This window comes from Pseudoalteromonas sp. BMB, assembly GCF_001709235.1.
GTDB lineage: Bacteria > Pseudomonadota > Gammaproteobacteria > Enterobacterales > Alteromonadaceae > Pseudoalteromonas > Pseudoalteromonas maricaloris.
The window spans coordinates 1-12,854 of the sequence record NZ_MBQA01000213.1 but is presented as its reverse complement, the minus strand read 5'-3'; the positions used below and the strand labels follow the sequence as shown (position 1 = coordinate 12,854).

The 12,854-nt window shown below is 43.2% G+C and carries 13 protein-coding genes; 10 read left to right on the top strand and 3 right to left on the bottom strand.

Annotation, left to right across the window (positions count from 1 at the left end; translation table 11 throughout):
• Positions 1–60: 60 nt before the first annotated feature.
• The 4 genes from BB427_RS22370 to BB427_RS22355 all read left to right on the top strand — a co-directional run bounded on the left by BB427_RS22370 (position 61) and on the right by BB427_RS22355 (position 4,134).
• Positions 61–387 carry a hypothetical protein gene (locus tag BB427_RS22370; protein ID WP_069023379.1) on the top strand — a complete coding sequence of 109 codons (327 nt, stop codon included), beginning with the start codon at positions 61–63 and terminating at the stop codon, positions 385–387.
• 2 nt (positions 388–389) lie between these two features.
• Positions 390–671 (top strand): YeaC family protein, encoded by a 282-nt coding sequence (locus BB427_RS22365; protein WP_010371878.1) that lies wholly within the window; start codon positions 390–392, stop codon positions 669–671.
• Positions 661–3,345, top strand: coding sequence for a DUF349 domain-containing protein (locus BB427_RS22360; protein ID WP_069023377.1), 2,685 nt, complete (start codon positions 661–663; stop codon positions 3,343–3,345). The genes BB427_RS22365 and BB427_RS22360 overlap by 11 nt, the downstream gene beginning before the upstream one ends.
• Before the next feature lie 189 nt (positions 3,346–3,534).
• Positions 3,535–4,134 carry a polymer-forming cytoskeletal protein gene (locus BB427_RS22355; RefSeq protein ID WP_069023375.1) on the top strand — a complete coding sequence of 200 codons (600 nt, stop codon included), beginning with the start codon at positions 3,535–3,537 and terminating at the stop codon, positions 4,132–4,134.
• Between the two features lie 43 nt (positions 4,135–4,177).
• Here BB427_RS22355 and BB427_RS22350 read toward each other — a convergent pair whose 3' ends face one another.
• Entirely contained in the window at positions 4,178–4,840 is a 663-nt protein-coding gene (locus BB427_RS22350; RefSeq protein WP_069023373.1) for an FMN-dependent NADH-azoreductase, read from the bottom strand.
• 107 nt (positions 4,841–4,947) lie between these two features.
• Here BB427_RS22350 and BB427_RS22345 point away from each other — a divergent pair, with 107 nt between their 5' ends.
• The 3 genes from BB427_RS22345 to BB427_RS22335 all read left to right on the top strand — a co-directional run bounded on the left by BB427_RS22345 (position 4,948) and on the right by BB427_RS22335 (position 8,395).
• Positions 4,948–5,835, top strand: a complete 888-nt coding sequence (locus BB427_RS22345; RefSeq protein ID WP_069023372.1) for a LysR family transcriptional regulator — start codon at positions 4,948–4,950, stop codon at positions 5,833–5,835.
• Between the two features lie 111 nt (positions 5,836–5,946).
• Positions 5,947–6,750 (top strand): phosphate/phosphite/phosphonate ABC transporter substrate-binding protein, encoded by an 804-nt coding sequence (locus BB427_RS22340; protein WP_069023370.1) that lies wholly within the window; start codon positions 5,947–5,949, stop codon positions 6,748–6,750.
• 31 nt (positions 6,751–6,781) lie between these two features.
• Positions 6,782–8,395 carry a sensor histidine kinase gene (locus tag BB427_RS22335; protein ID WP_254663689.1) on the top strand — a complete coding sequence of 538 codons (1,614 nt, stop codon included), beginning with the start codon at positions 6,782–6,784 and terminating at the stop codon, positions 8,393–8,395.
• A gap of 99 nt (positions 8,396–8,494) precedes the next feature.
• On the opposite strand, the gene BB427_RS22330 is transcribed toward BB427_RS22335, so the two are convergent.
• Entirely contained in the window at positions 8,495–8,749 is a 255-nt protein-coding gene (locus BB427_RS22330) for a hypothetical protein (protein ID WP_254663688.1), read from the bottom strand.
• A gap of 346 nt (positions 8,750–9,095) precedes the next feature.
• Here BB427_RS22330 and BB427_RS22325 point away from each other — a divergent pair, with 346 nt between their 5' ends.
• A complete protein-coding gene (locus tag BB427_RS22325) occupies positions 9,096–9,401 on the top strand; it encodes an NIPSNAP family protein (RefSeq protein WP_010604531.1) in 306 nt (101 codons plus the stop codon).
• A gap of 27 nt (positions 9,402–9,428) precedes the next feature.
• Positions 9,429–9,944, top strand: a complete 516-nt coding sequence (locus BB427_RS22320) for a GNAT family N-acetyltransferase (protein ID WP_069023367.1) — start codon at positions 9,429–9,431, stop codon at positions 9,942–9,944.
• 49 nt (positions 9,945–9,993) lie between these two features.
• On the opposite strand, the gene BB427_RS22315 is transcribed toward BB427_RS22320, so the two are convergent.
• The gene (locus BB427_RS22315; RefSeq protein ID WP_175401312.1) at positions 9,994–10,893 is read right to left on the bottom strand and encodes a DMT family transporter; all 900 of its coding nucleotides are present in this window, start codon (positions 10,891–10,893) and stop codon (positions 9,994–9,996) included.
• A gap of 116 nt (positions 10,894–11,009) precedes the next feature.
• On the opposite strand from BB427_RS22315, the gene BB427_RS22310 reads away from it, so the two are divergent.
• Positions 11,010–11,492, top strand: a complete 483-nt coding sequence (locus tag BB427_RS22310; RefSeq protein ID WP_069023365.1) for a MarR family winged helix-turn-helix transcriptional regulator — start codon at positions 11,010–11,012, stop codon at positions 11,490–11,492.
• The last annotated feature ends 1,362 nt before the right edge of the window (positions 11,493–12,854 follow it).

Below are 12,854 nucleotides of genomic sequence, written 5' to 3'. Positions count from 1 at the left end.
AAGGTAGTAGAATAGGGCGCCTCACAGGTGCCCTTTTTTGTATTATGGAGAAGTAACACGATGGCAATAGCACAGTGCCCAAGCTGCGGTAAATCTATTTCCTCCAAACATAAGTCCTGCCCGCATTGTGAAGCCAATTTAGCAGACTTTTCTCAAGAGGACAGAGAGAGAGCGGCCTCTAGAAATCGTGTAAAACGTCAGCAATCTGTAATGAATTACTCGTTTATTGCACTGATCCTAGTACTAGGTGGATTCTTATATATCTATTGGCAGCAGCCTGACCCTAACTCGTTTGAAATGATCGCAAGCAAAAGCGCTATAGGCATTGGTGCGGTTTGGTACTTAATTAATCGAGTCATCCTCGTTATTTTGAAAAAGAAAAAGTAGTAATGAATGTAGATAGCTTAGTTCAAAATATTACCCCTGAAGTATTCGAGCGTTTGCAATACGGTGCGTCAACCGGAAAGTGGCCTGATGGTACGCCACTAAGTGATGCGCAAAAAGAGCAAACCGTGCAGTTGGTCATGCTATATCAAGCAAAAGTAGCTAAGTCCAATGAGCAGTTCACCATCAACGAAAAAGGTGAAATGGTGCAAAAATCCAAACGCGAATTACAACAAGAATTCAAAGCCGACAATGAAATAGCTAGGTTCAGTGAAAATGATCTTTAAACACCTTTTTACACCGAAATGGAAACACCCTAAGGTTGACGTTCGCTCACAAGCAGTGGACAAGTTAGACTTAAGCAAAGACGCAACTTTACTACATACGCTAGCACTTGAGGACGAGTCTGCACAGATCAGAAAAAAGGTACTTACTAAGGTAAATGACCTTGGTCTTTGGTGGAAAGTTTATAAGCAAGATAGCGAGCTAAAAGAGCTTGCTGAGCAGAAAATTTCGAGCGCGGTTATTAATCAAGACACCGCATTGCAGAGCAACATTCGTGAAGAATACATTGAACGCTATGCGCCAGCTAAAACGCTTGAGAAAGTTGCGTTAATTGAGACCGATTTAACGAACAAAGTTAAACTGCTTAAGCGCCTCGCGAATGCCACGTTAATCGAAAAATCGTTCAAAGAAGGTGATGAAGCACTTCAGGTCGCTATGTTGGAACTGATTGCACAGCATTCACTTGAAAAGAGTGTCCTAAAAGCAGCCAAAGGTGAAGCGCTGACTTCTCTTACTGGATCACTGGAACAGCAGCGACTAGCAAAAGAAATGCCTACTCAAGTTGCTGAGCAAACGCGCGTTGTGCTTGCCAAGTTAAACGCGCTAAGAGATAAGCAAAACTATGAAACTGTGAACGCGCAAGCACAACAGTTATTTGCACAGTGGCAAAGTATTGAGCTTAAGTGGTTAGATGCTGAAACGGTAACTGCACTAGATGCAAAGTATCAACAAGTAGCAGATAAATTAAACCGTCATCTCAATGAGTTACAAGTTAAACATCAAGCGCAGCAAGCTGAGTTAATGCAAAAGCAAAATGAAGCCCTAGAGGTTGCGGAATTAACTGCTGAACTTGAGGCCATTGAAAAATCGGTCGAAGTTGCATGTAAAACACTAGACTTAGCCCCACACGATGCATTGGTTCAGCGTAGTGAAGTATTAAAAGGCAAAGTGTCTGCACCTCAATATGTCACTGTTGAAGCGCTTGGCGAGTTCACAAGAAAACTGCAAAATATTGAGCGTGATCTTGCCGATTTACCCGCACTTATTGCTGCAAGTGAAACCTTCAATAATGCCTTAGCAGAGTTAAAGGCAGTTGAAGTACCAACTTCGTTAGAAGCGCTTGATACCCAAGTACAAGCACAAAAAGACCGCTATGTTGCAGCGCGTAAAGCGTTAGATTCACTGCCTAAGGTATTGCATAAATCAGCAAAAGCTGAGCTATCAGATGCAAGCCAAGTGTTTATGACAGCTATCGAACCGCTGAAAAATGAGCAAGAAAAAGCACTCAAAATCGCGAAGAAGAAAGCGCGTGATGTTCAACGATTGATTGATCAGGGTCGATTTAACGTGGCTTTTGGTGTTTTTAATGGCTTTATTGAGCTGTTTGAGTTGCTTACGCCAAGCTACAAAAAGCAGCTTGAAAACCAGTATGAAAGCTTGTCTCAAGCATTAAAAGATCTTAAAGATTGGCAAAAGTATGCAGCTACACCTAAACGTGAAGAATTGCTTACGGAGCTTGATATCAAACTGGCTGAGGAGTCGGTTGACCCTGTTAAGCGTGCTGAGGAAGTAAAATTACTTAGAACACGTTGGAACGAACTTGGTCATGTTGAAACGGAACAGGAAAAGGCGCAAGCAGCTCAATTTGATGAAAAAATCGAATTATTGTTTGTACCTTGTCGCGCTTACTTTGCGGAGCAAGAAGTACAGCGTGAGCAGGCAAAAATAGCACGTGAAGCGGTGATTGAAGAAGTCAAAGCACTGCTTAGTACTTTGGATAACGAGGGTATTGATTGGCGAGAAGTGGAAGCACAATTTAACCGTCTAGCCAAAGTGTGGAAAAATGCTGGCAATGTGGATGCCAAAGTCTATCAAAAGCTGAATTCGATTTACCGTGAGCACCATCAAGCGGTTTACGAGAAACTTAAAGCTTTCCATCAAGCCAATGCCGTTGAAAAGGCTAAGTTAGTTGAAACTGCACAGCAGCAGCTTGAGGCTGAAGATTTAGCTGCAGCTTGTGACTTACTGAAATCATTGCAAAAACAGTGGCAGCAAATTGGTTTTGCTGGTGCCAAACAAGAACATACTCTGTGGAAAGCATTTCGTGCCCATAATGATGCCGTGTTTGAAAAGCGCAGTGCACAATATGCAGAGCAAAAAGCACAGGAGAAGTCGCAGGAAGCCGAGCAGCGTCAGTTGCTTGCAGAGTTCGACAACAAGGTCATTGAAGCGGTCACTCAAAATGAACTGGCTGCCATTCGTGACGAACTCAATACGTTTATTGTAGTGCCAGGACTGAAGCAAGAAAAGAATCGTTTACTGTCACAAGTGAAGTCGAAATTAGATGATCTATTTTCTTCACAACGTCGTGAAAAGTTCAATGAACTGGTGGAAGCGGTAGAAACTGATGGTGATATTCCTAGCTCTTGGCAAGGTAATAATAAAACCTCGCTAAACGCCGCCCAGTTGCTATTGAGACTTGAGATTTTGACGAATCAGTCATCACCGGAAGCGTTGCAAAGCGAGAGAATGTCTGAGCAAGTCGCGATGCTAGATGCAAAACTGCAAGGTGAAGAAAGTAGTCTTGAGACTTACCTTATCAGTTATCTAGCTGAGGCTGACAAAGCCGATTTAGCGACGTCAAAAGGCAGGTTACTTGCGGTTTTGAACGCTTAGCCATGCACTTTGAGCCTACTCAGGACACTCTGAGTAGGCTTCCATCGATGTAAACTCTATCCACCACTAACACCTCTTGAGCTCGGTTTGAATGCTAAAGTTAAGTGAAACCTGCTTAGTGGCTCTAGGTAGTTACACCACTTTGTCTTAATACTTTGCTCTAGTAACCAATAATAAGAAGAAAAAATAATGACCAACAAACGTTATCAATACCCACTCGCGCTTGCGTTTACTTTACACTTAGTCGGATGCTCTGTGGGTAACCTCAACGCCACTCATGGTGAAGACTTAAGCCATTTTGCTGGAAATATTGATGTGGCAAGTGGTCAAAAAGCTGGGAACTTATCCCTACAAAATGGCAATATTACGCTAGCTGAAGGGGCCAAAGTTAAATCTGCAGAAGTGACTAACGGTAATATTCAGCTTGATAAGCATAGTGAAGCACAGTCGGTTAATGTTGAGAATGGCAACATTATGCTGATGGAAAAAGCGCACGTATATGGGAGCATTCAAGTTACCAATGGTAATATTGAGGTTGGTGAGTCGGTGCTAATTGAAGGAAATGTCATCAACGCGAGCGGAGATATTACAATTGCCAGCGGCGCTACCATTTTAGGTGATGTGATTTATCGTCAGGCAGGATCTCTTGCTTCTAAGCTTGAGAATGACATGCCAACGCTTACAATTAGTGATGGTGCAAAGATTGTTGGCACTATCCAGCTTTATCGTCCTATTCATATTGAACCTAAACATCTACAAAGTAAGGTTACGTATCACTACAAACATTAAGCTATGTGAGAGTATGGTGAGCGTAATACGCTCACCTGTGCTCTTACTTAGCGCTAAGTATTTGCGCTAGTTTACGTACTTCATCAATAGCACGTTGTTTTGAGTGCTTATGCCTGTCGTCGCCAAACTCTTGATACTCAGATGCGATTTCATAAAACGCTTCAGCACCTAAATATGGAGCCAACTGCTCGATATGGCTACTTAGGTGATTCAAATGATATTGTGACTCACCTTTTTTAAATGCAAACTCCCCCCAAGATGCCAGTAATACGAGAGTTTTACCCGATAAAATTGGCTCAAGCGGTTTATCTCCTCGCGCTAAATCAAAGCTGAAGGTTTTATTTACTCGGATCGCCAGATCAAACCAAGCCTTTAGCACTGCAGGCATGCCGTAGTTATACATAGGACTTGCGATCACAATAATATCGGCATTGGTCACTTCTTTGATAATTTCGTCAGACTCAGCGAGTACTAAGCGTTGCTCTTCGCTTAACACTCCTTTTGCAAATGCAGCCGCGATAAATGTTTCATCGATGAATGCAGGTTGTTTCACAGAGAGGTCGCGATGGGTGATTTCCACTTCATGTGTGCAGCTGCTAAATGTTGTCAAAAATTGCTCACCTAACATCCGGCTAATTGACTGATGTTGCGAACTTGTCTCACTATACTTTCTTGCGCTACTACTTATATATAAAATGTTTTTCATGGCTTTTCTCCAGTTATGTCCTGTGTTTTATTCTGTGCTTACGTAAGCAATGTGACAACTGAGAAGAATCCATAAATAGATGAAATAAACTAACCTATAGGTTTGCTATGTTCACACATTTACCATCTTTGAATAACATAAAAACTTTTGCTGTTGCTGCGCACTACTTGAGCTTTAAAGATGCGGCGCGGGTACTTAATGTTACGCCTACGGCAGTGTCACATCAGATAAAGTCACTGGAATCACAGTTAAGGGTTCAGCTTTTTGAGCGAAAAACGCGAGCAGTGCAATTAACATTACAAGGACAGGCACTGGCAAAGGTGTGTATTGATTCACTCAATATGCTTGATAATGCGTTTATTGAGTTTACTGAGCAAAAGAATGATTTGCTTATTTCATGCTGTAATTCATTTGCTGCACTTTGGCTTGCTCCTAATATGGCTGCCATTAATCGCGCTTTTCCAAACCAAACCGTCACAATATGCGCGAGCGATCAGCTCATTGATTTAAATAAAGAGAAGCATATTGATATCGCCCTGCGTTATGGCAAAGCGGATCCGAATTCTAATGAAACTCATCTTATTACCGAGAAAATAGGGCTTTATGCTAGTCCAAATTATCGGGTGCCAGACCAAGGTAAACCTGTACTATTTCTCACCCATTGGCAAGACGAAACGGGGCTTGAAAATATTCCTTGGCAAGCGCACATTGACGAAAGTCATTATGACTTGCGTTATTTTGAGCAAGAACACTTTGTCTTGCAGGCGGCTGTGGCCGGGCAGGGGCTGGCACTATTGAGCGATGTATTAGCAGAGTCTGCAGTTAGACAGGGGTGGTTAAGTAAAAGCCCAACAATGGAGGAATTTTCAGGCTATGGCTATTGGCTTAGGCAAACGACTTATCGCAAGAGTTCGGCGATTGTTCACCAGTTTACCATTTGGCTGGCAAGCGCGTTACAAAATATCAAGGCCAACAAAGATAAGGACATAAGATAAAGGACAGGCACTTTTATCAATGAGTAAATAAGCCGTTTTTTAATATTGATCTATACTTTTGTGGAACTTAAGTCCTTATTCGAAAAGTGTTTATTGCTAGGTGGTGATGTGATGATAAAAATCCTGCTGATGAGTCTCATTTTGTTTCCCGCTTTATGTTTGAGTGGTGATTATACCTTCGCTTTTGTGCCGCAGCAGTCTGCAAATAAGTTAGCCAAAAATTGGCAGCCTATTCTCGATTATCTCAGTGATAAAACCGGAGATAACTACACATTTAAAACCGCTAAAGATATACCAACCTTTGAAGCCAGGGTGCTGCAGCAAGAGTATGATGTGGCATACATGAATCCCTATCACTTTGTTGTATTTAATGAGCGGGTAGGTTATCAAGCTATCGCCAAGCAAAGAGATAAAATGATAAAAGGGATCATCGTGGTTAAAAAAGGAGCGGGTATTACTGACTTATCGCAATTACGAGGAGAAACGCTTGCTTTTCCGGCTCCTGCTGCATTCGCTGCGAGCATTTTGCCCCGAGGGGAATTGGCGAAGCAAGGTATTGAATTTACGCCAAGATATGTATCTTCCCATGACTCCGTTTATCTCAACGTGTCGAGAGGATTTGTCAAAGCGGGGGGCGGTGTCATGCGTACTTTCAACAACGCCGATCCTAAAATTAAATCACAACTCGACATTCTCTGGACGACAAAAGGTTATACACCACATGCATTTGCTGTAAAAAGAGCAATGCCAGAAGATGCAAGGCAAAGATTAGTAGCGGCGTTGACCTCTCTTGAACTGACTGAAGAGGGAATGAGGCTACTCGAAGCGGTGAATTTCAAGGGCATTGTGGCAGCGTCGAACGAGGACTGGCAAGACGTAAAAGCATTAGAATTAGAAACCTTGGTTGGCAAATAGTACTGGGATGATTAAGAAGCGCCACGACTGAATGAAAAGGCTATCGTTAAGACTCAAAACCATGATTGGCACCGCTATTATTGAAGCGGTGCTGTTGAGTGCGCTCATATTTGTGGTGATTGATTTTATGATGGAGTCCGCAAATGACGCCATGAATAAACGCGCAACCACGACTGCACGTTTGTTTGCGAGCGCGACCAAAGATGCCGTGCTGTCGTACGATTTAGCCACGTTAGATGCTTTTACCAATGAGTTATTAAGTAACCCAGATATCCTTTACGTTAAAGTGATCGATGGTGAAAGCCAAACACTTTCCTTTGCAGGAAACGAGCGCTTTAAAACGCGCACATTTGAAGATGATACGTTAGTTGCGAAAGTCACGGACGGTATTTTTGATATTCATGCTGATATTGTTGAGGGAGGGACACTATTTGGCACTATTCAGATAGGCATAGATATTGGCACCATAAATCGAACGATGTCAGAAGTAAAACGCTGGACGGTTTCTATCGCGCTGTTTGAAATGGCGTTAGTTGCTATTTTCTCTTATTTTCTGGGGATATATCTCACAACCAACCTGTATATATTGAAAAGCCAAGCTAAATTTATCGCTCGTAATGTCAAAAAAGGCGTATTTGATTTCAAATGGAAACCAATACAGAGTAAAGATGAGTTACAAGAACTGTCTTTAGCGTTTGATGAACTATCACAAACTTTAGCCGAAGAGCATGAGCGTCGAGAACGATATAAACATGATTTGATTGAGCTAAATAAACACTTAGAAGAACTGGTGGCACAGAGAACTGAAAAGCTGAATCAGAAAAATCAGCAGCTTGAGGCCACCAACAGAGAGCTTGAAGCCGCGCAACAACAACTTGTTCACTCAGAAAAAATGGCGTCTGTGGGTCAATTGGCCGCCGGAGTTGCCCATGAAATAAATAATCCGCTCGGTTTTGTGATGAGTAACCTTGATGTGATGCGTCACTATCATGGCGATTATGCCGAACTTGCAAAGCGTGCGGTTCAGCTCGGACTTGAACCCGGCGAACGTCATGCGTTCAATCAATTTGTTCAAGACAAAGACTTTGCTTTTATTAATAGCGATTGTACAGAGCTTATTGATGAGTCGATGACTGGGCTGCAAAGAGTTTCTGCGATTGTGAACGATCTCAAGCAGTTTTCAAGAGCAGATACTATTCAATTGCAACCTTGCGATATTACTGCCTGCATAAAGACAACGTTAAATCTGGTTGAGAGTAAGCTCAAATATCATGCGAACGTGATCACACAGTTAGGTGAAGTCCCTCAAGTGCTGGGGAACCAAGGCAAGCTAATTCAAGTAATGACAAACTTACTCATCAATGCAGCGCAGGCTTTAAAGAGTGAAGGAGAGATTAAGGTAACAACGTATTTGGAAAATGGCAGTGTTGCGATCAGTGTGCAAGACAGTGGCGTTGGGATCCCCAAGGAGATCATTGATAAGATATTTGACCCCTTTTTTACTACTAAGCCTGTCGGTAAAGGCACAGGACTCGGGCTCTCCATTAGCTACGATATAATCAAAGAGCATGGTGGAGAGTTATTGGTTGAGAGTGAAGAGGGCATTGGGACATGTTTTACTATTTTATTGCCGCCATGCAAATAAAAAGTTGGGTGATTTTATTTGGAGGGTAAGCTGCGTGTTACTATGGGTTGGTTTGTCAAGACCTGTTACACCTTGAAGCGCTAGCAGCTTTTGCCAAATTTATTCATTGACGACAAACACGCGAATACGATGTTTATCTGGGTCTAATACGACAAAACTGTCGCCATATACCTCGGCTTGCGGGACCTGAGCAAACTCAATATCTAGTAACTTCCATGTATCGTATAAAGCAAAAAACGCCTTTTGGCTTGGTTGCATAATAGAGATTTCAGTACCGCCCCCGGTAATGCGACTTGGTGGTGTAAGGGCTGTGTTTTGTTTAAGTGCAATGGAGATGTTGTTTGCACACTTCATAGAAACAAAAGTTGGAGAAAGCTTTACAGTCTCACATTAGAATAGCTGTCTATAAAACGCTTCGCTAAGCTCGATATTGCTTACATATAACACCAAAGAATCAACGGTGACCATCATGGAATTCCATCATTTTTTAAAAAGTTGCAGCTACGATACTCTCTCGGTGTGTCAGTTATTGTCAGTAGCATTACGCTGAGTTAATACCTTGAGTTGAGCATTTAATCGAGACAGATAGTCCCATATCCCTTTAACTTCATGTTATTAACGCTTAAAGTAATCTCGCACACTGTCTATCGCTGTGTAGAGCAATGTGAAACTGGTGTTTTTAACAAAAAGGAAAGGTTGTATGGTTACTTGCTACTTAAAATATGTTGTTGATCCGGCAAAAATTGCTGACTTTGAGGAATATGCCAAAATGTGGATCCCACTCGTCAATCGCTTTGGTGGCCAGCATAATGGCTACTTTTTACCATCGGAAGGTGCAAGTAATATTGCCTTGGCATTATTCACCTTTCCCAGTTTGGCGGCCTATGAAACGTATCGCAACGAATCGTTTCAAGACGCACAGTGTCAGGCTGCAATTAAATTTGCAGAAGATACCGGTTGCATAATCAGCTATGAACGCAGCTTCTTTAGACCTGTATTTGAATAAAGGTGAGCAAATGGAGCTGAACATCCCGTGCAACTAGATATTTCTGCCAATCTCAAACTACAAAACCTTGCTTTGACGCATGCAAAGCCATTATTTGATTGCGTACAAAGTAGTCGCGCAAGTTTACAAAACGTGTTGCCGTGGGTTGCGACATTACATACCGAGGCTGATGCAGAGCGATACATCGACACACGTATAAATAACCAAGTTGGCGGACTTTGGTCTGCTATTGAATTTAATTGCGAGTTTTGTGGTGTGTTTGGGATCAAGTATATGGATGCGCAAACGCAAACTGCCGAAATCGGCTATTGGCTTGGCGAAAAGGCAAGAGGTCACGGCTTAATCGGTCTAGTGCTTGAACAGGTTATTGCCAGGCTTCGAGAGGTAAGTGATATTAAAACTGTGGAGTTTCAATGTTTACAGTCAAATATTGCGAGCCAGCGGATCATTGAAAAAATAGGCGGCCAGTTTGTTGAGTCCTGTGTCAATGATCTGGGCGTAGCAGGTGACGAGCCGTTATATATTTATCGACTCACACTTTAGTTTCGCCTTTTTAAAGGAACGAGCGCATAATTGCTATGCGCTCAACTGATTAGTTTACCTCACACTTAGGAGGCACAGCTCGGCTTCGTAGGGTAGTGACGATAATTTGCGGTAATAGCGGCATTACAATCATGCCAACCATCAAACTATACTGAAGCGGCGTGAACGTCTCGCCCAGTAGCACCAGCCCCGTCAAAATACCCGCAATCGGATTTGCAATACCACCAAAGGTAAAGTCCACAACAGACATACGTTGTAGTAACCACACGTACAAACTATAACCCAGTGCGGTGTTCAGGAGCACAACCCATAATATGCCGATGAGATTGGTCATCGAGAAATTGTTAAAAGCTGCAATATACTTAGCTGGTGCGATCACACCGTGAACGCTTGATGCGAGTGTGAGAATAACGCCGCCAATAATGAGTTGCCAAGTTAACACTGTCCACCAATGCATGCGATCACCAAGAGACTTAGTGATTGAGCTGCCGATCACGATACAGGTTATTGCCGCAAGTATTGCCGCTAAACCAAGAGGGTTTAAACTCAGTGAACTCGGATCAAATAGCAACCAGGCCAACACAATAAGCGCCGCGCCGCATAATGCTTGCACCAATCCCGGGCGTTGCTTATTGACCAACCAATGATAAAGCATGGCGAACACTGGCACAGACACCATGCCCACGCTCGATATGGCAGATGGTAGCGTTAACGACATCACGAAGATCATGCTAAAAAAGGCCGCGATATTAATCGCCCCAAGGCCGCATAGTATTTTCCAGTCTGCTTTTTTTGGCAAACTCGGCTTAACTGCCAGCAAAATAAGCCCAGCCGGAAGCGCTCTAATAGCGCCAAGTAAAAGAGGCGGCCAGTCCGCGAGGGTGTATTGTGTCACCGCATACGTGGTGCCCCATAAAAATGCAGGGATCATCGCAAGGAGTATATTCACATTAACTATCTTTATGTTGAGATACTTTGCGGTAAGGTATTACTAAAAATACTTTTTGTAAAGTATCTTTATGTTAAGATATTTCTTTACAAAGTTTGTTGTCGGGGCAAATATTGATGGATGCGATTGATAGAGTACAAGAGCAGTGGGCTCGCGAAAAACCACAGTTAGAAACAATGCCCATGGCAATAATGGGTCGCTTAGTGCGCATAGCTAAACATATGGAAGCCGAAGTTGAAAAGCTGCACAAGCAATACGGCTTAAATTTGGGCGAATTTGATGTGTTAGCTACCTTGCGCCGCAGCGGCAAACCATTTCGCTTAACCCCATCAGAGCTATTTAAAACCATGCTACTCACCTCTGGCGCGATGACCAACCGTTTAGATAAGCTAGCGGCAAAAGGCCTTATCAAACGTGAGCATTGTAAAGAAGACCGCCGCAGTGTAACAGTTGAATTGACAGCAGAAGGCCTCGCCCTGATTGAAAAGCTGATTGAACCGCATATCGCCATTCAAGCCCAATTGGTTAAAGGGATGAGTAGAGAGCAGCAAACCTTGCTAAATAGCGTGTTAAAAGAGTGGTTAACGCAATTTGAGTGAGGATGTAAACAGTTTTGTAATTTGTCGGTTAGGTTGGAATAAGTGAAGCACCACCACAAGTGTTTCATAGTGTAAATAATCTAGTGGGAGGCGGCTCACCCGCCGAGAAGTTATGTTTTCGAGCTATTGTTGATGATGAGCTTGCAAGCGACCACTTCGAGTTGACTGATCAGTAGAGCCTTCCTTGGCTAATATCAAAGCGCATCCATGCGCTTCTCGTTCATTCTTTTGAAACGACGCGATCGAGCGAACCAAGAAAACGTCGCCCCAGCATCACACATAATCCTCAAATCCTAAGCCGATATAATGCAACCGTCTTGTAAGGCACGTCCCTGTACCAGACAAGACTTGGCCGACATCCTGTCGGCACATTGCATATCAGCTTACGCTTTTCGGGTGTGATGGAGGGGGAATAAGTCGCCTGTTAGCTGTTCACAAAGCCATTAGCAACATAGTTGTTTGCAAGCACCACAAGAATCTATCAGCACCTTGTATCTCCCTCATCACACCCGAAAGTAAATTGCCAATGAGTCATTTCAACGCATGGATGCGTGAAAAGCTGTGACAGGGCCATGGATGGCCCTTACACAGCGGTGACGTTCATATTGGCAATTTGCTTGAGGAGTCAGTGTGATGTTGGGAGTGCCCTTTCTTTTGCGCAACGATTCTTTGGGCATCAAAGAAAAGTATGTCGTAGCCCATGGATGGGCGTTGAAACCTGTCAGGATGACGGGCTGACTTTACGATAAATTTCGAGCTATCAGCCGTTAGCAAAATAAATCTCCATGTTTAATATCAAAGCGCATCCATGCGCTTCTCGTTCATTGAACCAAGAAAACGTCGCCCTAGCATCACACTTAATCCTCAAACCCTAAGCCGATATAATGCAACCGTCTTGTAAGGCACGTCCCTGTGCCAGACAAGACTTGGCCGACATCCTGTCGGCACCTTGTATCTCCCTCATCACACCCGAAAGTAAATTGCCAATGAGTCATTTCAGCGCATGGATGCGTGAAAAGCTGTGACAGGGCCAAGGATGGCCCTTACACAGCGGTGACGTTTATATTGGCGATTTACTTGAGGAGTCAGTGTGATGTTGGGAGTGCCCTTTCTTTTGCATACTTGTTCTTTGGGCATCAAAGAAAAGTATGTCGTAGCCCATGGATGGGCGTTGAAACCTGTCAGGATGACGGGCTGACTTTACGATAAATTTCGAGCTACCAGCCGTTAGCAAAATAAATCTCCATGTTTAATATCAAAGCGCATCCATGCGCTTCTCGTTCATTCTTTTTAAACGACGAAAAAGAACGAACCAAGAAAACGTCGCCCCAGCATCACACTCAATCCTCAAATCCCAAGCCG